The following is a 24,125-nucleotide window of genomic DNA, read 5'->3' as shown; positions in this document are numbered from 1 at the left end:
TTGAAGTTGGAAAAACGGGATTACCACAGCGGGTTTTGCACCAGGTTAGGGTTTACGTTGAGATCATGCTCCGCGATGGGCGCCAGGTACTCACGGTATGTGTTGTTAGGTGTATACAGCGTACGCATCCGGTAGAACATGCCGGGGGTATTCTGCTGGATGTCCCAGCCGGTAACAGGGCGGTTCATATAGTCCAGCCGTTTCCAGCGGCGCATGTTCCAGTAATTCTCGCCTTCAAAAATAAATTCGGCCATGGTTTCGTGCTGGATAATGCCGCGGAGCCCTTCTTTGGAAGCAGGCCGCGAAGGATTGCGGGAATGGTTGGCCCACGATTCCACCACGCCTTTCAGCCCCGCTCTTGTGCGTACACTGTCCAGATACTGATAAGCTTTTCCCCCGGGGCCTTCGGTCTCGTTGATCGCTTCTGCATACATGAGGTAGAGGGCAGACAGGCGGATTGCGGGCCAGGCGTAGGCATCAGGCGCATAAGAACCACCATCGCCGCTCGTTTTCCAGCTCACGATCTTCTTAGGCCAGTAACCGGTGAACGAAGTGCGGGAAAGTCCGTTGGAAGATGATGAACCCCACATGGTATTAATGTACAGCAGGTTGTCTTCACTGGAACGCTGCTTCATGAAATACGACGATCCATCAAATGCGAGATCGGCATAAAAACGGTATTCCCGGTCGATGTTAAAAGACGAGGTAGTATAGTTCGGTTTCAGGATACTGCGATGTGTGGCAGGAACTGTTTTAAGCGTGGTGTAACGGTTGGCGTAATCCCAGGAAGGGTCTTCGTCGATGGGCACCCCGTTTTTGGTATAGAAGATCTCGCAGGCTTTCATATTGGCTGCCCAGAGTGAAATAGTGTAGGAATATACATCGTTCCTCGGAGCGCAGAGCCGCTGCAGGCTGCCGGTAGTGCTGTGTGTGAGCGTCCATATCACTTCGGGGTTCCATTCTTCCGTTACTGCCCCGCGTATGTCCATGCAAATGCGGGTGGAATCGCTGATATCCTTCAGGTCGAATGGTTTCACGAAGCGGTGCAGTTTATAGCCCGCGTTATGTGCAGAGGCGATGGCTTCTTCACAGGCCTTGGCGGCAAGGGTCCACTTCTCAGGGCTGAAGTTGGGATTGAATAAAGCCTGCCCAGCCTGGTGGCCAAACCCGGCATAGTCAGTATTCCCGTTAAAAAGCGGGCTCGCATTCAGCATCAGTGTATACGCCCTGATAGCGAGGGCTATAGGCTGCGTCATCCTGCCCAGTTCTTCCCGCTGGTTGGTAATTATAAGCGGAAGATCAGCTTTCGCTTCGTCTAGCAACTGCACGATATAAGCCGTCACTTCGTCTACCGGTTGCCGTTTCACCCGCACTTCTTCCACATCCGCAGAAATGGGCAGGCTTTCCTTCACGATCGGAATCGGGCCATACATCCGGAGGAGCCAGAAATGGTAATATGCCTTCAGCGTTTTTACTTCGGCTATCCAGCGCTTGCGTTCGTGCTCCTGTATATCGGGCACTTTATGAATGTAGTCAAGGAAAGTGTTGCAGGTGCGGATGGCCACGAACATAGGGGTACCGCCCCTGTCCCCGCCACCGCTCCAGTAATTGGCGATGGGGTTCACAATGTTCTGGTAATCGTATGCCAGCTCTATGATGGAATTCCGGATGCCCGATTGCGAGCCGGGGTAAGGCGAAGAAATCTCCCGGGTGCCGAGGATGGCATAATTGCTGCTCACATCGCCCAGTTGCGGGATATATGAGTAACAGGTGAACAGGTATTTTTTAGCAGTGGCCCTGAGCTGGAATGCCTGATCAAGCGTGGGCACGTTGTCGGGGATGATGTCAAGGAACTTGTTGCAGGACCCCATTGTTGCCAGGCAGGCCAGCAGCAGTATACGTATGATCTTCATGGTAATTATCTTTTTCATGTCAGGATGTTGTGGAACTTGCAGGGGTTATTTGAGTGACAGCATCACGCCGGCATTGAATACCCGCTGAATAGGGTACCCGAGTCCATTGCCGCCCATTTCCACATCCCACAGGTTAAACTTGCTGAAAGTGACGAGGTTGTTTCCGTTCACATAAAACCGGGCATTGGTGAGGCGCAGTCTTTTCATGATATGCGCAGGCAGCGTATACCCTATTTCCGCAGATTTGATCCGCAGCAAAGCGCCGTTGCGCATGAACCAGGTGCTGGTTTGGATATTGTTCTCATTCAAACCGATGCTCATACGGGGCCACAGTGCGTAGATATTCCGGTTGTCTTCGCTCCAGTGATTAACGGCCCATACTTTCAGTAATTGCCTTTGCTCACCAATAAAGGGCGAAGTCTTTTCCGCATCGATCCAGAACGACTCGCGGGCCAGGCCCTGGAAGAAGACAGAGCAATCGAACCTTCCGAAGCCCGATGACACGCCGAAGCCGTATACTATCTCCGGTGTGGTAGGGAAACCGATAGGTGCCTGGTCGAGCTCAGTAATCTGTCCGTCTCCATTCAGGTCGCGATACTTGATATCTCCGCCTCCATATGGCCCAAAGCTTTGGCGGGGCGCATTCCTGGCATCGAGGTCGTCTACAAAAAGGCGCTCGGCGATATAACCCCATTGCTGACTAAGTGAGCGGCCGGTATGCAGTTTATTGGTCTCTTTATACTGAGGCTCCTCATATACATCAAACGCACTGGTAGCATAGGTGAAGTTGGCCATCCCCTTTGCCCACCATTTACGGGTGAACTGGTGCGTGAAGTCCAGCGCAAAATCAATCCCCTGGGAATGTGCCTTACCCACATTGGCGCGGGATACTGCGGAAAGGCCCATGGTAGAGGGTACGGATGCGCGGTTCATAAGGATGTTTGAACGCTGTTCGCGATAGATGTCCATATCGATGTTCACTTTCCCCAACACCGACATTTCAAATCCGATATTCGTTTTCATGGCCTGCTCCCAGGTGATGTCGTTATTTGCGTACCGCGAAATACCGATGCCCGACAGCGAGTAATTCTTCAGGGTGCCGAAGGTCATACCCAGACCGGAGGCTTTCATATCAATATTGGAAAGGTAGAAGAAACGGTCTGTAGGGTCGCCGATGGCATCGTTCCCCACAAGTCCGTATGTGGCACGCAGCTTCAGCTTGGGGATCCAGCTTTTGTAGGGTTCCCAGAACCGCTCTTCGGAAATGGTATATCCCACGCCTGCAGACGGGAAGAACCCGAAACGGTGGGATTTATGGAAACGTTCTGATCCATTGTATCCGAAGTTGAACTCGGCGGCGTAACGGCCGTCGAAAACATAGGTCATACGCCCTGAAAGTCCAACGTTGCGGAAGGGCAGCGATCCCTGGAGGGAACCGGCATTACCGGTAAGACTGCTCTTTGCTATGCCAACGAGCGTGCCTCCCAGGCTATGCACTTTATCGAATGTGCGGCTGTAATCCACCGCCAGCTCGCTGTAGAAATCTGCAGAGAGGGATTTAGGCCCTTCTTCATATCCCAGGTATTCTGTACCGGCCGGTGCGTCCGACTGTCCGTCTTCCAGGTTAATAGGGCGGATGGAATAGCCTTTTGTAGCATAGTCGTAGTTATAGGCGATGTAATAGAACGGATTATAGGAACGCGATACTGAAAATGCGCCGTTCCGCTGCACATTTATCATTCCTCTTGCAGACAGGCCCTGGGTAATGAAATTCAGTTTCTGGTTCAGCCCGATCTGCGCATTGATGTTGTAGCGGTTGGATTCCTGGTAACCTTTCATAAGGTCGGCGTAAGGGTTGTTGTACCTGCCTTCCGATGCATTACCAAACATGATGTGTTTGACATACCGCGTTTCGTCTGTAGGATCAAAATATGCCGGGAACAATACGGAGTTGGATTGCATGATCTGCGCATAAATATCGGCGCCTCCTTTCAGCGGTCCGTTATAATCATCGAAGCTCCCGGAGAGCCTTGCAGTCATTTCCGTAGTGGGTGTGAGGTTGATATTGATATTGCTGCGGATGGAATAGGATTTGAGCTTGGAGTTGCTGTTGAAATTATTCTTCTTATCCACTTTCATGATACCATTGTCGATGTTCATGGAGCCGGATACATAATACCGCGCCACTTTGCCTCCGCCACTGAGACTGAGGTTGAAGCGCTGGTTGTTGGTGGAATTCTTCAGCAGCATCTTCTGCCAGTCTGTAGACGGGAACACAACGGGGTCCAGGCCCTTGCGGGTGTTCTCGATCTTATCTTTGGAGTACAACAGTCCGCCTAGTGGATTGCGCGTTAAAATGGCTTCGTTGGCCAGTTCCATATAAGTGATAGGGTCTGCCATCTCAACGTTGCGGGTAGATTGGGAGAGGGAATTTTCTGCGCGGAAAGACAGGGTAACGCTTCCCTCCTGCCCCTGCTTGGTGGTAATAAGTATTACCCCGTTTGCCCCTTTGGAGCCGTACAGCGCCGTAGCTGTAGCGTCTTTCATAATGGAAAAACTGGCGATATCATCTACCTGTAGCCTTGCCAGGTCGGTAGACGAAGATTCGATGTTATCGATGAGGATAAGGGGCGATTTCCGGTAACCGAAGGTGGTAACGCCGCGCACGAAGAAGTCGGCATTATCGAAGCCCGGCTCACCGCTGCGCTGAAAGGCGATTACACCTGCCAGGCGCCCGGCGAGTGCATTGGTTAGGTTACTTACCGGGATCTTAAGCTCGGCGGGCTTGATGGTCGTAACAGCACCTACCACTTCCGACTTCTTTTGCCGGCCGTGCGCCACGATCACCACTTCCTCCACTTTTCCTTCGATCGGTTTCAGCGCCACCAAAATGGGGGCGGTGCCGGTTACTGCTACTTCCTTCGGTTCATAACCGATGTAAGACACTACCAGCACGGCACCTTTGTCTGGCACTTCGAGGGAGAAACGCCCTGATGGATCAGTGGCAACACCTTTGGCCGTGCCTTTCAGCTTTACCGTGGCGCCGGGCAGTGGTATACCATGCTCGTCTGTCACCGTACCTTTAACGGTGATGACAGCGATCTCGGCACTGCCTGGCGGCGCCTGCGGGCGAGGCACCGCCCTGGTGATGACGATGGTACTGTCCAATATGGCATAGTCCAGTGCAAGCCCTTCCAGGCAGGTTTTAAGTGCGGCATCCAGCGGCTTGTTACGGATGTCCACATCAATTCGACCTACATCTTTCAACAATTCATCTTCTACGAAAAACTGCATACTGGTTTGCCGGTTGATTTCCCGGAATACCTGTTTAAGCCGCAGGTTCTTCCCCGACAGGGTAACCTGCTGGCTGAAGCTGCTGGCGCTTACCTGCAAACAGATCCCGGTAAATAATAATGCCCCTGTTAGTTTCATGGCTAATTTTGAAATGAAGCGCTTACCGTACCCTCCGGGCCGGTACGACTTTGGTTGTAAATGCATACATTTGTTTTAGGCCGCCACTGTCAAATCGTTGCGGTACTTGGGTTTGATAAATAAACTTTCCAACAATTGTTTATTACCGGCTTAACCGGCCGGCATCACCCAATAGTCAGCCGTTCCGTCTTCCTCATGGAACGGTTTTTTTTGGGTCATGCCTGTATACGTGAAATTGATTTTACTGCTTCATAATAATGGTCCGGTTTTCTATTACGCTGCTGATACCGGCAAGCTGCATGAACTTCAGCACATCATCAATGCTTCCGCTGCGGCGCATAATGCCGGTAAAGCGGCGGCTGGCGGTATTGCCGTAATATTTTACTTCCACATCGTACCATCGGCCTATCTCCCGCATAATGTCAGCAAGGGGCTGGTCATCGAAATGGAACATCCCATTCCGCCAGGCCAGCACTGCTTCCATATCTGCCGGAGCTATCCGGAACTGGTTATCTCCCGCAATAGCCTGCTCACCCGGTTTAAGCAGTGAGCTGTCGCGCCCTGCGGCAAACCGCACCGATCCTTCCACCAGTGTGATTCTTGTGGACTGTTCATCAGCATATGCCTTCACATTAAACTTCGTTCCCAGAACCGTCACTTTCGTTCCTTTTGCCAAAACTTCAAACCTGGAACCGGGATGCTTCGTTATTTCGAAATATGCCTCACCCGTTACTTCCACCTTTCTTGTATTATCGAATGTAGTGGGGAAGCGGATAGATGATGCGGCGTTAAGCCAGGCTTTACTCCCGTCCGGCAACACCACGGCATAGGTACCACCTTTCGGCGTTGCGATGGTATGGTATACCGTGCCGCCTGCAGCAGGATCGTTGGCGCCATATGCCAGCAGGCCGCTGTGCACTTTAGATACGGATGTGCCTCCCTGTTGCGCCAGTGTGCCATTAGCCACACTATCGAGCTGGATAACGTTGCCATTCCCCAGTATGAGTACAGCCTTATTGCCGGCAGGGATGACGGGTACCGTTTCGGCAACCTGTGGTTGCTTTACCTCAGCATGCCGGTCCGTCCAGATCAAAGTACCTGCTACCGTTATTAGTACAGCAGCTGCGGCGGCCTGCCACCAGCGGTTTATCTGAAAGCGGCGCTGCCGGTGGATGGGTAACCGGGCAAAGAGACGGTTGCGCAGGGCAGCATCCGTTTGCCCGTCGAACCGGCCTGAATGCAGGGCTTCCATCAGATGGTCTCCCAGTTCCTTTTCGCTGTCGGGCAGCATGCTGAACATCATTCCGGTTTCCTCTTCCGAAATACTGCCGGCAAGATATTTCTCCAGCAAAACATTAAAATCCGGAGTTTCCCGGTTAGTATCATTCATGAACCATCAGGTATGTAATCAGGTATAAAGACACGGGTTACATCAAAGTGTACCAGTGCCAGGAAGAAAATTCTGCAGGAAATAATAAAATAAGCGGAATGATGTTTTCCTGTTTGCTTACATGGCTGCGCAGGAAGGCCATGGCACGGGCAAGGTGATTGCGGACAGTATTGCGGGAAAGCCCCAGTTCCGCCGCTGCTTCGGGAAGACTGTACCCCATTTGCTGGGTGAGGCGGAATACGGTTCTTTGCTGAGCCGGAAGGAGTTGCAGCGCCGCTTCCAGTATTTCGAGGGATTGCTTGCGCATAACGAGGGAAGCCGGAGCAGGCGGCCCTTCCGGAACTGCGGTCTGCAGCTGTTCACGTAAATAGGCTTTTTCCTGGGCGATGCCTCTCAGCACATTGAGGACATGGTTGCGGGCAAGGATAAAGATGTAGGATTCCAGCTGTACAATCGCCGGCAGGGAGGCACGTTTTGTCCATAGCTTCAGAAATATTTCCTGAACGGCCTCTTCGGCCAGAGTATGCGATTTGGTATAATTCATGGCTACCCCGAACACCCTGTCGGAATATCGGTCAAAAAGCTGGCGGAAGGCGGAGGGGTCGCCATCTGCTACCCTATGCAGATAATTGTCTGTTTCAACGATCACGTGGACTGCTTTGAAATTTTAAACCCGGACATTTTAGATGTTTATAGTACCGTGAAACCGGTTTATACTTCACCAGGCGGAATTTCATGCTGAACTTTTCTCATATGGTATGTGGTTAAATGTCCCTGCATCGGGCAGGATGGTCCGGTTTGTAATTTATCTTCCTCCCCAACAGGAATGCTGGCCGATTTTGATTATAACCAATGCTTTTTTTGCATGGGCGCTATTATACAGCAGTGATATGCAAATAAAAAAACCGGCAGGCCATGCGCCCGCCGGTATGGATCTCTCCGCACACATGCCTATGTGCAGATCGTTTACGCCCTTGCTAAACGGGCGGCTCTCATCTGGAACAGCAGCAACACTGTTCCAAAGGCAAAGAGAATAGTTTCGGTCATGAGCCATTGCTGCCCGAATGCGCCAAGCGGCCCTTCAATGCCCAGGGTCATCAGGCGCGATAAAGCATAGAACCCCCACAGCATGGTCAGGAATACCAGGCCCTGCTTCTGATCACGCAGCGCCCAGCGCACCAGCATAATTACAATGGTTAAGCCCACACCGCCGTAAACACCGCGGATGGAACTGAAAGAATCGGGGTTAGGCAGCTTTACCTGTACGAGATCCATCACAGCCTGCGGACTGAAAAATGCCATGATGCTCACATACAGTAAGCTGGCCGCAGAAAAGAAAATATAAATGCGGGAAAGGATGAGGAGTGTTTTTTGTTGCTTCATGTTATATGAGATTTGATTTATTAACGGCACAAAATTGCCCTATGCCCGCAACATAAATCTTGGCGCTTACCAAGATTTTTACCCTGAAGAGTGCCAATCAGGGAGAACCATTCCGCTTAAATCCTGTTATAACAGAGAAAATCGAATAATCCCATGGCCCAAACCGTAGCTGAACAGATCGTACAAATGCTCCGCGCCGCAGGTGTGGAAAGGATTTACGCCGTCACGGGCGACAGTCTCAACCATCTCAACGATGCCATCCGGCGCGACGGCAGCATCCAGTGGATCCATGTACGGCACGAGGAAACCGCTGCTTATGCAGCCGGAGCAGAAGCCCAGCTGACGGGTAAGATAGCCTGCTGCGCGGGAAGCTGTGGCCCCGGCCATGTACATCTCATCAATGGCCTTTATGATGCACACCGCTCCGGCGCTCCTGTGCTGGCTATTGCTTCCGCCATCCCTACCGGGGAATTCGGCACCGGGTATTTCCAGGAAACCAATATCCATAAGCTTTTCAGCGATTGCAGTTATTATTGCGAAATGGCAACCACGCCCGCGCAGGTGCCCCGTATGCTGCAGATGGCCATGCAAACTGCCGTAAGCCGTAACGGTGTAACCGTACTTGGCCTCCCGGGCGATGTGTCGGAACAGGATGCAGTAAAGGCAGAAACATCCAACTCCTTGTTCCTCACCCAATCCGGCATCATCCCATCATCTGAGGAAATGACGCAGCTGGCGGAAACATTAAATGCCAGTGAGAAAGTCACCATCTTCTGTGGCATAGGTGCCACCGGTGCACACCCCGAGGTGCTGGACCTGGCCAATGCCCTTCAGGCGCCCGTAGGATACTCTTTCCGGGGCAAAATGGCCGTGCAGCACGATAACCCCTTCGAAGTAGGCATGACCGGCCTGCTGGGGCTCCCCTCCGCTTATCATGCCATGCACCATGCCGATACCCTGCTGCTGTTAGGCACCGATTTCCCCTATACGCCTTTCCTGCCCGATAATATCCGCGTGATCCAGATCGATGCACAGGCAGAACGGCTGGGCCGCAGAGCCGCATTGCACCAGGGGCTTCATGGCACCATCCGCGAAACCATTGCCGCATTGCTGCCCCTGCTGCAGCAAAAGACCAATAAAGATTTCCTGGAAGATGAACTGAAGATATATGAAAAGGTGAAAGACCGCCTGCAGTCCTATGTAAAAGATATCGGCAGCGAAAACAAGATCCATCCCGAATTCGTAGCCGCCACGTTCGATGATCAGGCTCCGCCCAATACAATATTTACAGTAGATACCGGTATGACCTGTGTATGGGCGGCCCGGTACATATCTTCTACCGGTGGCCGTGCGCTGCTGGGTTCCTTTAATCATGGCTCCATGGCCAACGCATTACCACAGGCCATAGGTGCCGCGCTCTGTGCGCCTGAGCGTATGGTAATTGCATTGTGCGGCGATGGCGGGCTTTCCATGACCACGGGCGATCTTGCCACCATTGCCCAATACAAACTACCTGTAAAGATCGTAGTGTTTAACAACCGCTCGCTGGGCATGGTGAAACTGGAAATGGAAGTAGCCGGCCTGCCCGACTGGCAAACCGACATGCACAATCCTGATTTTGCTATGCTGGCACAGGCTTACGGAATACCCGGCATCACCATATCGCAGCCCGACCGGGTAACGGATGCCATCGCACAGGCCCTCCAACAAACCGGCCCCGTATTACTGAATATCATGACCGATCCCAATGCCCTCGCCATGCCGCCTAAAATAAAGCTGGCACAGGTAAAAGGCATGGCAGCCACTATGACGAAACTAATGCTGAACGGCGAGTTCGAAGAAGTATGGGAAACCATCAAAAGCAACATCCGCCACGCGAAGGAATTACTTTGAAAACCCCTCACATGCCAGTTACCCCTGGCAACCGCAAGCCTGCCTGCCAGAACCGTGCACGGCAGGCTTTTCATTTCACCATTACTTTAATCCAGTAACCAGCTGGCGGGTGCATACGCCTGCAATTCCAAACGTAGCACTTGTTGCTTTATCTGTACCGGCGGCCCGGTTCTCTCACCACGGAGATCTACAGGTGTTGCCGTACGGTATTTCATGGAACGCGGGAAACGGACGGTAACCACTCCACCTTCTCCTGACTGGTCCCATAACCGCAGCGCCTGTTTGCCACCGGAAAGTGCGCTTTTACCAAAAGCAGTTACCAGTACTCCTTTCCGGGATACTTCCAGTCCATCTGCTGAAGCAGGCAGTTTCCCGCCGCCCTGCGTGGCAATGGCCATCAATGGCAGGCGTGCTTCCCAGGATTGAACAGCCAGGTCTTTAGCCCCGTCTTTCTCACCTGCCGGCCATACCCGCACCCTTACACGCCAGCTGCCTTCCTGCCATAACGGGAAGTTGGTATTCCACATGTTGTTATACAGGTTTACGAACACCGATGGCCGGCGTGCCACATCCTGCTGGCTGTAGCGCCACAGGCCCGGTTCTCCCAATGATACCAGCGGTACATCTATGGGACAAACACCTGCTCCTCCCTTAGCGCCTGTAATCAGCACGCCGGTACTTACGGCCTGCAAATGACGGTTGGTGCCTTCCACGAAATCCTTAGCGGGGTCTGCAGGCGCACCCGGACGGCCCATCATATAACGGGCATCCTCTACCCTGAACGGAAAGCAAAGCCATCCGCCTTCAGGATGCTTTTCAGGTGTTTTATCCTTCACATCCCAGCTCACATCGATATATGGTTTGTGTTTGGGGAATGAAAAGGTAATGGAATAACCGTTTGCCAGTCCAGCAGTTTCCAGTGCGGTCAGTTTCACCACATCTTCCGATGCTGATGTAGTTGCTTCCATGCTCCAGGAAGCCGGTGTGTAGGTACTGTAAGGTATAACAGAAGCATCGGGCATACCCGGCTTTCCGATATCGTTCAGTCCCCAGCCATCGTGTATGCGGGAGTATTTATAGAAAAAACGGTCGTATACTTCTTTCGTGCTGAATCTTTCATGCAGGAACTGCCCTAAAGCGTAACCGGATGAGGTATCTGCCAGTTCTCTGCCATCGGCCTTGTTTATACAGGAAATGATCCCTCCTTTCTTCAGATCGAAACGGATGCGGAAGTAGGGTGTTTCCAAAACATCAGCAGCCTGTTTCTGTACCTGCTGCGTATCGATAGTAACGGTTGTATACCCGTTGGCCGGAACATCTGCCACAAAAACACTTTTGCCATTCACATCAGCCATGCCGGAACGTTTCCAGGGGAGCGGGTTGTAAATCAACACCCCTTTTTTGCTGACAGCGGCTGCCAGTTGCTGAAGCCTTGCATCCAGTTCATGATGCACGATAGCTGCGGCATTCTTGGCATAACCCGCATGATCTTCGTACGACTGCATCCATTTACGCTTGCTGCCTCTTGGCAAACGGGAATAGTCTCCACCGGGTGGCAGCGGTTCCTTTTCCAGATCGGCCATCCATTTCTTCCAGTCGTTGCCATACAACCTCCGTGGGCCATATTCTGCATTCATGCCCCAGGTATGTTCACCATACAGCAGGCTTTGTTCAAATGCTTTTTCCAGCGGCGCGGTAACATCACCGGTAGTAATGCCCCAGGCTTTTACATGCGAATCGAATGTTTCCAGTGAGGATTCCAGCGGACGGGCATTTCTCGCTGCGATGGTAGCCTGCGGCATCGACATCAGGCCATGGATCCAGGTATCCGGCATATCACCCCGTACCACAGGGAGCTGTGGCTTTTCTGCCAATACTGCATTGGCGAAATCGTCGAGGGTACCGAAGTGCACTTTAACACCGGGCATTTTGGTCTCATATTCTTTACGCCATTTCTCCACATCCTCCGGTTTGGGAGGACCATGGTTATCACCAGCCATAATCATCGACAGGTAGTTGCGGCAGGGCCAGTCTGCAGGAGGTAATAAACTGCTGCCGTAATCGATGGTATAACCGCACAATACTTTTGAACCATCGGCCCCCTGCCACCAGAATAACTGTGGTACGCGGGGGTACTGACTGGCAGGGTTCACGCCTATATGTAGAAATTTGATACCGGCATGCCGCAGAATGGTTGGCATTACCCAGCTGTGAGAAGGAACATCCGTCATTTTAGCGGCAACAGGCAAAGGGCGGCCGTACTTGCGGGCAATCTGAGCAGCATAGCCCATACCCCGCACAATTTCTTCCGGCTCCAGTGATTCCGTATGGGTTGTAAACGCAAGGGCATGCGGAGCAAGCGCGCCTTCCCTTACGGCCTGTTCAATTTTAGCTCTTCGTTCCGGTGTTTGTTTCGGTCCCAGCATCTGCGCCCAAAGAGGCCAGCCGGGAACGGTCCATACGAAACGCTGCTCTGCCGGCAATAACCGGTTAGCAGCCATTACCCCAAGGGCATTATCCATCATTTCGGTACGGTAACGTTCAAACACATTCTCGGCCAGGTCGGTAAACCCCAGGTCGAAGTGGCTCTTCACCACGATCCATACATCAGTAACACGGGAAGGAGGCGGTGTGCTTTGCGCATCCGCTTTCTGGAGATCAATGAGTAGCAATAAAACGGGCAACAGCCGGCAAATCATACGGGTCATACCGTGAATATACCGCGCAGAGCCCAATACATATTGCATCGTTTTGATATAAACAGATGCTTTTTTGACCCAGCCCCCGTTTTATTCCTTTACCTCGTACCTGTGCGTACCCGGTCCTGCTGCTATGGCATCTTTACCCGGCAGTTGTAAGGTGGCGGTACTATTCGGCGGAATGGTAAGGGTATATTGTACGGTACGGCCCTTCCGCTTCCAGGAGGAGGTAATGCGGCCGTAAGGGCCATCATGATGCGCTTCAAACTGACTGAGCCCTTTCACGAAGTGAGGGATCATTTTTACATGCCGGAAACCGGGCTTCGTTTCATCCGGGAATATCCCGCCCACGCCTTTATACAGCCAGGCACCAATCTCTCCGAACATGATATGGTTAAGGGAAATATCGCTTTTGGCATTGATGGGCCAGTTCTCGTAAAGGGTGGTTGCCCCGTTCTTCATCCACCAGCCCCAGCTGGGATAATCTTCCTGCGCGGCTATCTTCCAGGCAGCATCGGCAAATCCGTTTTCACTGAGGGCATTAAGGATGGTTTTACTGCCAATGAGGCCCACATCGAGGTGGAAATTATCTGCTTCTACCCTTTTGTACAGATTGGCCGCTACTTTGGCCTTCAGGGAATCCGGTACCAGCCCCCAGTACAATGCCACACTCAGCTCGGTTTGCACACCCTGGCCATAGATACCGGCAGCACGGTTCAGATAGCGGTCGTTAAATGCCTGATGGATGTATGCGGCAAGTGCAGTGTATTTAGCATGATCTGCCGTTTTACCCAGCATCTTCGCCGCTTTGGCAAGTATCACCACATCGGCATAATAAAAAGCTGTGGATGTGAAGGGAACCGGTGTTTTGGATTTAACGGGTATCCAGTCGCCCAGGCCCCAGGTGGTAATGCCTGATGGAGAGATGTCTGTGATATGATCCACATAGCGGCGGATACCGTCGTACGAACGTGCCAGCAACGTGGTATCGCCATAAAAAAGATAGATGTTCCAGGGGATGATGGCAATGGTACTGGTCCAGTCCGGGCCGTTCCCCCATTCATACCCCCAACCACCAGTTGGGATGATGGAAGGCAGTACGCCATTAGGCTGCTGTTCATCGAAATGATCGTTGAGCCATTTCTCGTAAACGGTTATGCCGTCGAAATTATAGAGTGCGGTTTCTATGGCCTGATGCGCATCGCCCGTCCAACCATTTTTCTCCCGCTGCGGACAATCCGTAGGATAGCCGAAGAGGTTAGAGAGATAAGAGTTATTGGTAGCCTCCCAGATCTTATTCATCACCGGGTTGGAGGTGTTTACAAATCCATTAGGCGCCACGCGGCTGTGAAGAAAATATCCCGTCAGGCTTTCCTTTTTTAACTCCACCGGCTGGCTGCTTTCCACTTCCACATACTGAAAGCCTTTGTAATTAAAGCGCGGCATAAATGTTTCCTCCCCTTTCCCGGAAAGGATAAATATATCTGTCTGGAAAGGGTCTTTATCATCCGTGGGCCGGTAATGCACGTCGATGTTAGACTGATCGGTATGCCCGGAAGAATCCAGCCTTTCTGCATGGCGCAAACGCAATACTGTACCCGCAGCACCTTTCACCTTTATCTGCGAAACACCTGAGATGTTCCGGGCAAGCCCGATCACATACCGCGTATCACTGAACTTACGGAACGTAATGGCAGGGAGGGTATCGCAGGCAGCTACAGGAGCCATGGCCTGAGCGGTAACGTTCAGGGAAGGTGCCGCGCGGAGGAGTACGTTTTTCCAGTCTTTATCATTGTAACCGGCAGCAGCCCATCCTTCTTTTTCCAGCCTTGCATCGTAATGCTCGGCAGTATAAATGCTGTTGAAGATGACCGGCCCTGTAGTGGTTTTCCAGTCTTTACCGGTGGAGATGGTCTCCACCCGCCCGTCTTCATACGTAATACGCACATCCATACAGAAAGCGGGCCTTGCACGCCAGGGGGCTTTATGGAAATCCCATACGGCGGTAGACTGATGATTATACCAACCGTTCCCCAGCATCACGCCCAAAGCGTTCTCACCGGATTGCAGCTGTTGGGTTACATCCCAGGTTAGGTATAGGTTGCGGCGGTCGAAGCGGGTGTACATGGGATCGAGCCGGTGATCACCAATACGCTGGCCGTTGATGTACAGTTCATATAAACCGGCGGCGGCGATGTAGGCCCTGGCGCTGCGGATCTTCCCTGTTGCTTTAAACGCTTTTCTGAAAAGTGCTGCGGGCTTAAGGTCCACATCATTCACATCACTGATCCACGCGCCTTTCCACTCCCGCTGCTGCATCATACCGGTTTCAAATCCTGCCGTTGCCGAAGCAGTGGATTGATCTTTATCATGAACGGTTACCGTCCATTCATAAGCGGTGAACGGTTGTAATGCAGGCCCTGCATACCGGAGGAAGCCGGCATCTGTGTGTATGACAGGAGAAGTCCAGATGATGGAAGAACCTGATCGTACTGTTACCTGGCAGGCAGCCTGCATTCCGCTGCTTAGGTTCCAGGTAAACCGTGGCTGCGTAGCGTCAATACCGACAGGATTGACCAGATGCTCACAGCGAAGGCTGGCAGGTTGCCCACCAAAGGATTGCAGTGCGGCAAAGAGGCTGCAAAGGAAGAATACGCGTTTCATTACGCGCAATATAAAAAATCATCGGGATCAACTGTCCCGGTGCATCCTGCTCCGGCTGTTACTTCCCTTCCTTCGGCCACTTCACATCCAGCATCTCCCATTCCCTGATATGGGCGGGACGGTGCTCCTTCTTCACAATAGCATCGAACCGGGTAAGCAGTGCCGGATGCTGCGCTGCAAGGTCGCGCTGCTCTGCGGGGTCGGTATCGAGGTCATAGAGCTCCCATTGCTTTTGTGGGTCCTGCTTCAGGCCGGTTTTCACTGCTTTCCATTTACCCATGCGGATGGCGAGCTGGCCACCCTTTTCGGGATACTCGAAGTAGAGGTATTCGCGGGAGGCCGTTTTGGAAGACTTACCCGTCATTTCCGGGAGCAATGAAATACCATCGTTCTCCGGAACGGGGATTCCTGCGATATCCGCGAAGGTAGCCAGCAGGTCGTATTGTACGGAGATGAGGGATGATGTACTGCCGGCGGGTATTTTCCCGGGCCAGCGTACTATAAGCGGTTCGCGGATGCCACCTTCGTAAAGATCCATTTTTAAGCCGCGCAGGCCTGCTGCGCTGTTGAAGAATGCAGGCTGCACACCACCATTGAAAGTAGCGCCGTTATCACTGGAAAAAAGGATGATGGTTTCACCATCTATCCCCTGCTTTTTGATGGCTTCGAGGATAATGCCTACCTGCGTATCGAGGTAAGTAATCATGGCGGCGTAGGTGCTGAGGGGATACTTTGCAGAAGCATAACCGCTGTTGCCATAATAGGGCTTCTCATTGAACTGCCCTACATAGGCCTGCACGGCACTGTCAGGCGCCTGCAGCGATACATGCGGCAATGTGAAAGGCAGATACAGGAAGAAAGGACCGGAAGCGTTCTGATGGATAAAATCCAGCGCCTTGCCGGTCATCTTATCGATAGCATATTCCTTTCCTTTAAACTGATTGAAATCTTCATCCGTAGCAGCAGCCGGGTTCAGAGCCTTATGTACGTAGATGGGAGGATTTGTAAGACTATCCCATTGCCCGTTTTCCCAGAGGTGTGTGGGGTAGAAATTATGAGACTGCTTCTGGTCGTAGTATCCGTAGAAATAATCGAAGCCCTGTTTGTTGGGATCGCCGGTGGTGGTATGCATGCCGAGACCCCACTTGCCAACTGCCCCTGTTTTATAACCTGCCTGCCGGAGCATACGGGCAACGGTGAGGGTGTTTTCGGGGAGGGGCATTTGTCCGCCTTCCAGCGAATCGGCAAAACCTCCCATTTCATAATTGCCCCGGATATAACTATGCCCGCCATGGCGGCCGGTCATGAGCATACAGCGTGCGGGAGCGCATACGGGAGTGCTGGTATAGAACCGGTTGAACTTCATACCCTGCGCGGCAAGCCGGTCGAGGTGCGGGGTTTTGATCTTCTGTTGTCCGTATGCCCCTACTTCCCCTACGCCGAGGTCATCGGCATAGATGAGGATGATGTTCGGCTTTTTGCCCGCGGGCTTCTTACGCTGTGCGGCCACCTCCTGCGAAAATACGCCGAGCAGGAGAAGGCTGGTGCAGATCCAGTGCTTCATGGGCTGAAGATAATAAACCACAACGGCCTGTGCCATGATATTTCGTGGCGGCACCGGCATTTCGCGGACCGGATCATTTCGAACAACTGCCATCAACTTCTAAAACCCTTACCTGCCGGGAGTTTCAGAGAAGGGATGTACTTCTGGCACAGCAATCGTTTCTATCCTGCCAAAATCCAATCCCATGCAACCAAGTCATAACGAATCCTTCCGTCTGCAACCATTACCGGCACGAACCGGCGGCGCTTCCAACGAAATTCAGCTGGTGCATCTCACCCAGGGGGCCTGTTTATTCGAAGGCAGCACCACACAAACCGAGGGCCTCTATTTCATCCGCAGCGCCGCATCAGGCCAGGGCGCTTTCTCCCGCGATGCCAGAGGGCATTCCTTCACTTTCACCCACGATTTCATCCATTACATCCCCCTCGTATACGAACTATGCCTCCAGGGTGCGGCAGGCAAGCCGGTGCTGAAGGTAGAGCCTGCACAAAGGGACGAGGTATTTGAACTGCTGCAGCTCATCCGCGCGGAATGGGAATCGGACCGGCCCTACCGCTTAGACATGATCCGTGATTACCTCAAGATCCTCCTGCGGCAGATAGCACGCTGCCTGCCTGCTCCGCGTACCGGATATTCCGCCGACCGTAAAACCGGACTGGTAAGGCAGTTCCTCGCACAGCTCGACCAGCACTTCATCCTCCTCAAAAAAGTGACCGATTACGCCGGTAATCTCCACGTTACTGCCAACCACCTCAATACCACCCTCAAGGAGCTGACTGGCGTAACAGCCAGCGAACACATCCGCCGCAGGATACTGTCGGAAGCACGCATGCTGGCCACTCACCGGGAGAACTATTCCATGAAGGAAATCGCGTACCACCTGGGGTTTGAAGACAAATCGCACTTCTCGAAATACTTTAAGAACGCTTCGGGGAAGAATTTCACCAATTACAAGAAAGAGCTGTCTATGGAAGCATGATTTGCGTTAAATTGCCGCATGCTTACGTTTCAACTCACCCCGGTTCCCGACATCACAACAGACAGGCTGGTTCTAAGACAAATCCATCATGGCGATGCCAGCGAGATCCTTTACCTCCGTGGCCATCCATCCCTGATGCATTTCATTCCCCGGCCGCGGGCCGCTTCTATCGAAGATGCAAAGGAACTGATTGACAGGTTCCTGAAACTGGCGGAGCAGAACGAGGCCATTAACTGGGGTATTACGCTGAAAGGAGAAGATAAAGTGATCGGCGTGATCGGCTATGTGAAACTGAATGCGGCTGCCCACCGCGCAGAGGTGGGATATATGCTGCACGATGGTTATCATGGTAAAGGCATTATCCGTGAAGCCCTTGCCGCCGTGCTCCATCATGGATTTGAAACGTACCGCCTGCATTCTGTGGAAGCCATTATTGACCCGGTGAACGTGGCCAGCGAGAAAGTGCTGAACCATGCAGGGTTTGTGAAAGAAGGATTTTTCCGGGAAGCGCAGTATTTCGAGGGCCAATACCTCGATATATCGGTGTATACCCTTTTAACTCCATTCCGTAACAAACAGGATAACGGCAAATAGCGTAAATTCGCTGCCACATGAGCAGAACCTTTGCGATAGGCGATATTCACGGTGCTTATAAAGCCCTGCACCAGATCATAGAAAAAATACATCCCCTCCCCGGCGACCGGCTGATATTCCTGGGCGATTATGTAGACGGATGGTCACAGTCCGCCGAAACCATCGCTTATATGATGGAGCTGGAACAGCGTTGTACCTGCATCTTCCTCCGTGGTAACCACGATGCCTGGTGCGAATCGTGGCTGGCAGGGGAACCTGCATCCGACCTCTGGCTGCAGCATGGCGGAAAGGCTACGGTGGCCAGCTATGAAAAGCTGACGCCCGAAGTCCGCAAGGCACACCTCGCTTTCTACCGCCGCATGCGGCAATTTTATACAGACGAGCATAACCGCCTCTACATCCATGCCGGCTTCGCATCCATGCACGGCCCGGATTACGAGCGGTATCAGTATAACTACATGTGGGACCGTACCTTATGGGAAATGGCCCTCTCCCTCGATCCCAAGCTCAGTACTACGGATATCCGCTATCCCAAGCGCCTGCGACTCTTCAGTGAAATATTCATCGGGCATACCCCTACCATCAACTACGGCCAGTTCATGCCCATGCATGCCGGAAACGTATGGAATGTGGATACCGGCGCCGGGTTCAATGGAAAGCTCACCGCCATGGACCTGCGGACTAAAGAATGTATCCAGAGCGATACGGTGCAGTACCTCTATCCCGGTGAAAAAGGCCGGAATACCTGATTTTTCGTAATTTTGCGGCCGCGATGGTAAGAATCGAACATATAACGCTGCCGGAATTCCCGCTTCTCCTGGCACCCATGGAAGACGTGAGCGATCCGCCGTTCCGGGTGGTTTGCAAGGAAAACGGGGCCGATCTCCTGTATACGGAGTTCATTTCCAGCGAAGGGCTTATCGGTGATTCCGCCAAATGCCGCCGCAAGCTCGATATCTTCGATGAAGAACGCCCTGCAGGCGTACAGCTGTTCGGGGGCGATGAAAAGCGCATGGCCATGGCCGCCCATATCGTAGATCTTACCCAGCCCGATTTCCTCGATATCAACTTCGGATGCCCCGTTAAAGGTATAGTAGCCCAGGGCGCCGGCTCAGGTGTGCTGAAAGATATGCAGCTGATGCAAAGGCTCACCGCCGCCGTCGTTAAAGCCACTTCCCTGCCCGTTACGGTTAAAACTCGCCTCGGCTGGGATGATGATACCAAAAACATCGAAACCGTGGCAGAAATGCTCCAGGATGCCGGTATCAAAGCCCTCACCATTCACGGCCGCACCCGCTGCCAGATGTATAAGGGCGAGGCCGACTGGTCGCTCATCGCCAAAGTCAAAAACAATCCCCGCATCAAAATTCCCATCTTCGGAAACGGGGATATCGACAGTCCGCAGAAAGCACTGGAGTATAAAAACCGTTATGGAATAGACGGGATCATGGTAGGCCGCGCCGCCATCGGCTATCCCTGGATCTTCCGGGAAATACGCCACTTCCTCAATACCGGCGAAGAATTACCCGCACCTACCGTGGCAGAACGCATAGCGGTATGCAGGCAGCAGCTGGTGAAATCCCTGCAATGGAAAGGCCCCGTGGCAGGCATTTACAACATGCGCCGCCATTACCTCACGTACCTGAAAAGCCTCCCCGGCATCAAGGAATACCGCAGCCGCCTCGTAACCCTCACCGATCCGGAAGAGATCCATGCCGTACTCGATGAGATCTTACTGGCATACGACGGCTTCGAGATGGAGAAGAAACCCATCCAGCTCATCAACTACCACGAAAATTGTCCGCTGTAAAAGCCTATTCGCAGGCTGCTTTAGTGTAAGGAGAAGGATCGAAGCGCAAACGCGCATCTTCTGCCGCGAATACCGGTATGCCATTGGCATCGGCACTATCCGCCAGGGCTTCATACAACTGATCGCCCATCATTTTGAAGATAACGGGCCTGTCGCTCGTTACACCTTCACTTTTAAAGTGGTAAGTGCCCCTGAAAATATTATCCTTCAAAGCGCCATCCACCGTTCCGGTGTTGCCGTCTTTCTCATGAAAATCATATTCCAGTACCCCTTTTACGTCTCCATCGTTCACCACCAGTTGTAAAACAAAGGTGTCGCGCCCGGTTACTTTCCGGTAACAATGCGCGCTGGCTTCGCTTTCAGCAGCCTGCTGATTGGAAGGAGACGATTGGCAGGCGATCATCATAACCGGGAGTGACAGTAAAACAGCAATACGCATGGAGCACATAATTTTTCCCAATCTACAGAAAAAAAGTTGAACCCTGCTGACATAAGGCTGTCAAACCCCCATCGCATCTTTGTTTCATCAAACCAATAAAAACCTGATTATTATGGCAACTATTCCCACACTGCTGAAAGAAATGGCCCGCGAAGCCGAAACCACCCGCAAAATGCTGGGCCGTATTCCTACCGATAAACTGGACTGGCGCCCGCATCCCAAAAGCATGGACATACGTACGCTTGCCACCCATATCGCAGAGCTCCCCACCTGGACAAAGATGGCTATAGAAACCGATGAGCTGGATTTTGCCGGTATGGACTGGACGCCCACACCTGTAAGCAGCGCGCAGGACCTTCTTGATATTCATGAAAAGGCACTGGAAGAAGGCCGTACCAGCCTCGAAAGCGCAGATGAATCTACTTTCAGCAAACCCTGGACGCTGCGTACCGGCGACCAGATCCATGCTGTAAATCCCAAATCGGAAGTGATCCGCATGGCTTACAACCAGATTGTGCACCACAGGGCTCAGCTGGGAGTATACCTCCGCCTGCTGGATGTGCCCATCCCCGGCAGCTACGGCCCCAGTGCAGACGAGCCTGCAATGTAATGCAAAGCATACTCAACCATTCACCAGGCTGCTTCATACCATGGAGCGGCCTTTTTTTATTCCGGGTTGTCACCTGCGATCATGATAGTTTAATCATGGCTTACAAGGCGCATAATGGGTAATTAATGGGTACTTACTTTAGGTCATCTGAACAAGCCCATTTAAAGTGATTATATTTTAACTAAATACTGATACAATACTCGCATTCATGTATATAAAGAGCGTAACATTGTACTAAACATAGGGTATACATTTAGTGAAATCCAATACAGTAAAGGGTTATAGATACTTTTGAATATCGCATACCTACATTATACCTACATTAACCCTTAAGTAAACCTTAAGTAACCCTGAAGTAAATATGCATCAGCTGTGGAAGCAGACCGGAGGAAAGGTGAAGGTAGTACGGCAGAAGGATGGCATAAATGCCCCCTATAATGCTAAAAGTAAAATGAGAAAGGGCCGTTTCAGAAGAAACAGCCCTTTTTTGCTTGCCTAAATATACTAAAGAAAGATAGAGAATACTACGGACGGTGGATCCACTTTTCGTTGATGAAAAAGGTTCCGAAGGGTACTATGGAAGCACCCATGGCGATGGCGGTCTTTTTCAGGGACCATTGCAGCACCATTTTCATCTCAATGACCAGTACAACGTACAGCACAAAGAGCAGGCCGTGGGCCATACCCAGCTGCTGGTTCAGCCAGGGCTGCTCCCAGATGTACTTCAACGGCATGGAAATGAAGAGGATGGCAAGGAAGGAAATCCCTTCGAGCCAGGCGATGATACGGAAACGTTTGATGGAGCGGGCATGCTGCTGCCCGGATGCTTGTTTTTCCATGGCGCAAACCTACGCCGGAATCGTTTTCCGAAATATGATTATGATCAGTTTACCGGTAACCGGCTGCCTGTAGTGTAAATAATTCTTCGTACCGCCCTTTTTTAGCAATCAGCTCTTCATGCGTACCGATTTCCAGCAGCTCACCGCCTTCCAGCACCAATATGCGGTCGGCCATGCGGACGGTAGAGAAACGGTGCGAAATGAGCACGGCAGACTTCCCTCTTGTAAGATCCGCGAAGCGCTGGAAAACTTCATATTCCGCACGGGCATCGAGGGCGGCAGTAGGTTCGTCGAGGATGAGGAGCTGGGCATTTTTCATGTAGGCCCGGGCTAGGGCAACTTTCTGCCATTCACCACCGGAAAGTTCCACCCCATTAGCGAAGCGGCGCCCCAGCATTTGCCCGAAGCCACCGGGAAGGCGGGGATACAACATGTCGGCCATACTTTTTTCCGCCGCCTGTTCTATCCGCGCAGCATTTTCTATTTCTGCGATGTTGCCCACAGCAATGTTTTGCGCGAAGGTCATCTGGTACCGCTGGAAGTCCTGGAAAATGACGCCTACCTGCATGCGCAGCTCGTTGAGGTCATATTCCTTCAGATCATGACCATCGAGCAGGATACGGCCTTCGGAAGGGTCGTACAGGCGGGCCAGGAGCTTCACCAGCGTGGTTTTACCCGCCCCGTTCTCCCCTACCAGCGCCAGCTTTTCCCCGGCATGCAGGGTAAAACTCAGATGGCGGTTAGCCCAGCGGGTGGAATTGAGGTATTTGAAACCTACATTCTCAAACACAAATCCTTCGCGGATGGGGTTCGGGAATGGACGGGCATTTTTAGGATGGGTAATGCGGGGCTGTATCTCAAAAAACTCGAAGAGGTCGCGCAGGTATATGGCACCCTGCGTTACACTGGTAAATCGCATCAGCACCCCTTCCAGCACACCTCTCAACTGACGGAAGGAACCGCCGAGGAAAGCGAGGTCGCCAATCGTAAGCTGGCCGCGTACAGTTTGAAGGATGATAATAACATACGCCGCATAATACCCCGCGCTGCCGATGAGTGAAAACACCACCGCCCAGATGTTGTACCGGATGGAAAGGCGCCGCTTGTCGAGGTAAAACTTACTGGCCAGCTGACTGAAACGGTTTACGAGGTATTGACTCAGGTTGAAAATCTTCACTTCCTTCACCGATTCATCGCTGGCACCGAGGAAGCGGATGTAATCCAGTTCGCGGCGGGCTGATGTTTCTCCCCATGCCAATGCATAAAAGCGGTCGTTGAAATGCGTTTCTGCAAAGAAAGAAGGGAGTACCGCCACGAGGAGTAACAATATCAGCCAGGGACTGAAAGTGAGCAGGCCTGCGGCAAGGAATATCATGGTCACCACATCCTGCACCTGCGAGAGTACCTGGCTCAGCAGGGCGGTACGGCCTGCGGTTTGCTGGCGGGCACGTTCCAGCTTATCATAAAACTCGGAATCTTCAAACTGATCGAGATCGAGCGTAGCGGCGTGCTGCATAATGCGCACGGAAGTGTGGTTGGCTACCTGCTCGCCCAGTAAACCATCAACCAGGCCAATAGCCCTTCCCAGCGCACCGGAAATAATCACGAGGGCAAATTCCACCGCCACCAGCTCCCAGAGATAACGGTAACCCGTATCCCCATGGGTTTGCGTGAGGCGAACCACCTCGTCTATTATAAGTTTACTGACGTATAGTAATGCTAATGGCGTGGCCGATTGTACGGCTCTGAGCAGGATGTTCCAGGTAGTCATCCATGGACTGGTTTGCCATACCAATCTGAAAAAAGCAGGCAGATTTTTCAATGCTGCCATTCGCTGCCTGAAGCTCACATCGGGCTCTCCGGGTTTTCTGCTGGGTCTTCTCATGCGGCACTGAAGTTACGTAATTATCAGATTA

Annotated in this window: 17 protein-coding genes; 6 read left to right on the top strand and 11 right to left on the bottom strand. The window is 52.3% G+C overall.

All coding sequences use genetic code 11. The annotated features are described in order from the left end of the window. Positions 1-20: 20 nt before the first annotated feature. The 5 genes from DEV76_RS10585 to DEV76_RS10565 form a co-directional block, all read right to left on the bottom strand. Positions 21-1,931, bottom strand: coding sequence for a RagB/SusD family nutrient uptake outer membrane protein (locus DEV76_RS10585; protein ID WP_109697876.1), 1,911 nt, complete (start codon positions 1,929-1,931; stop codon positions 21-23). Between the two features lie 27 nt (positions 1,932-1,958). Continuing rightward, entirely contained in the window at positions 1,959-5,411 is a 3,453-nt protein-coding gene (locus DEV76_RS10580; RefSeq protein ID WP_109697875.1) for a TonB-dependent receptor, read from the bottom strand. A gap of 175 nt (positions 5,412-5,586) precedes the next feature. Further along, on the bottom strand, positions 5,587-6,735 hold the full coding sequence (locus tag DEV76_RS10575) for a FecR family protein (protein ID WP_109697874.1): 1,149 nt from the start codon (positions 6,733-6,735) through the stop codon (positions 5,587-5,589). 37 nt (positions 6,736-6,772) lie between these two features. Further along, the gene (locus DEV76_RS10570; protein ID WP_109697873.1) at positions 6,773-7,384 is read right to left on the bottom strand and encodes an RNA polymerase sigma factor; all 612 of its coding nucleotides are present in this window, start codon (positions 7,382-7,384) and stop codon (positions 6,773-6,775) included. 317 nt (positions 7,385-7,701) lie between these two features. Further along, positions 7,702-8,118 carry a DUF4345 domain-containing protein gene (locus DEV76_RS10565; protein ID WP_109697872.1) on the bottom strand — a complete coding sequence of 139 codons (417 nt, stop codon included), beginning with the start codon at positions 8,116-8,118 and terminating at the stop codon, positions 7,702-7,704. 153 nt (positions 8,119-8,271) lie between these two features. Between DEV76_RS10565 and DEV76_RS10560 the strand changes: the two genes are divergently transcribed. Beyond that, on the top strand, positions 8,272-10,011 hold the full coding sequence (locus tag DEV76_RS10560) for a thiamine pyrophosphate-dependent enzyme (protein WP_109697871.1): 1,740 nt from the start codon (positions 8,272-8,274) through the stop codon (positions 10,009-10,011). Positions 10,012-10,097: 86 nt separating this feature from the next. Here DEV76_RS10560 and DEV76_RS10555 read toward each other — a convergent pair whose 3' ends face one another. From DEV76_RS10555 to DEV76_RS10545, 3 genes are all read right to left on the bottom strand, one after another. After that, positions 10,098-12,719 carry a glycoside hydrolase family 38 N-terminal domain-containing protein gene (locus DEV76_RS10555; RefSeq protein WP_198652023.1) on the bottom strand — a complete coding sequence of 874 codons (2,622 nt, stop codon included), beginning with the start codon at positions 12,717-12,719 and terminating at the stop codon, positions 10,098-10,100. A gap of 81 nt (positions 12,720-12,800) precedes the next feature. Beyond that, on the bottom strand, positions 12,801-15,374 hold the full coding sequence (locus DEV76_RS10550) for an alpha-L-rhamnosidase (RefSeq protein ID WP_109697869.1): 2,574 nt from the start codon (positions 15,372-15,374) through the stop codon (positions 12,801-12,803). A gap of 58 nt (positions 15,375-15,432) precedes the next feature. After that, the gene (locus tag DEV76_RS10545) at positions 15,433-16,938 is read right to left on the bottom strand and encodes an arylsulfatase (RefSeq protein ID WP_109698175.1); all 1,506 of its coding nucleotides are present in this window, start codon (positions 16,936-16,938) and stop codon (positions 15,433-15,435) included. A gap of 184 nt (positions 16,939-17,122) precedes the next feature. On the opposite strand from DEV76_RS10545, the gene DEV76_RS10540 reads away from it, so the two are divergent. Genes DEV76_RS10540 through dusB form a run of 4 tightly spaced genes read left to right on the top strand, consistent with a single transcriptional unit; the run spans position 17,123 to position 20,321 of the window. Then, the gene (locus DEV76_RS10540) at positions 17,123-17,917 is read left to right on the top strand and encodes a helix-turn-helix domain-containing protein (protein WP_109697868.1); all 795 of its coding nucleotides are present in this window, start codon (positions 17,123-17,125) and stop codon (positions 17,915-17,917) included. An 18-nt stretch (positions 17,918-17,935) separates the two neighbouring features. Beyond that, entirely contained in the window at positions 17,936-18,511 is a 576-nt protein-coding gene (locus tag DEV76_RS10535; protein ID WP_109697867.1) for a GNAT family N-acetyltransferase, read from the top strand. Positions 18,512-18,528: 17 nt separating this feature from the next. Further along, positions 18,529-19,260 (top strand): metallophosphoesterase family protein, encoded by a 732-nt coding sequence (locus DEV76_RS10530; RefSeq protein ID WP_109697866.1) that lies wholly within the window; start codon positions 18,529-18,531, stop codon positions 19,258-19,260. 23 nt (positions 19,261-19,283) lie between these two features. Continuing rightward, a complete protein-coding gene (gene dusB / locus DEV76_RS10525; protein WP_109697865.1) occupies positions 19,284-20,321 on the top strand; it encodes a tRNA dihydrouridine synthase DusB in 1,038 nt (345 codons plus the stop codon). 4 nt (positions 20,322-20,325) lie between these two features. On the opposite strand, the gene DEV76_RS10520 is transcribed toward dusB, so the two are convergent. After that, entirely contained in the window at positions 20,326-20,760 is a 435-nt protein-coding gene (locus DEV76_RS10520) for a hypothetical protein (protein WP_109697864.1), read from the bottom strand. Between the two features lie 112 nt (positions 20,761-20,872). Here DEV76_RS10520 and DEV76_RS10515 point away from each other — a divergent pair, with 112 nt between their 5' ends. Then, the gene (locus DEV76_RS10515) at positions 20,873-21,370 is read left to right on the top strand and encodes a DinB family protein (protein ID WP_109697863.1); all 498 of its coding nucleotides are present in this window, start codon (positions 20,873-20,875) and stop codon (positions 21,368-21,370) included. Positions 21,371-21,894: 524 nt separating this feature from the next. Here DEV76_RS10515 and DEV76_RS10510 read toward each other — a convergent pair. Continuing rightward, complete coding sequence (locus DEV76_RS10510; RefSeq protein WP_109697862.1) at positions 21,895-22,209, bottom strand: DUF3817 domain-containing protein; 315 nt, start codon at positions 22,207-22,209, stop codon at positions 21,895-21,897. 49 nt (positions 22,210-22,258) lie between these two features. Next, positions 22,259-24,094, bottom strand: coding sequence for an ABC transporter ATP-binding protein (locus DEV76_RS10505; protein ID WP_232826925.1), 1,836 nt, complete (start codon positions 24,092-24,094; stop codon positions 22,259-22,261). Positions 24,095-24,125: the final 31 nt, after the last annotated feature.

The sequence above is a fragment of the Chitinophaga deserti genome, assembly GCF_003149455.1.
GTDB classification, from domain to species: Bacteria; Bacteroidota; Bacteroidia; order Chitinophagales; family Chitinophagaceae; genus Chitinophaga; species Chitinophaga deserti.
The sequence above is the reverse complement of the archived record's forward strand: the minus strand, read 5'-3'. Positions and strand labels throughout refer to the sequence as shown.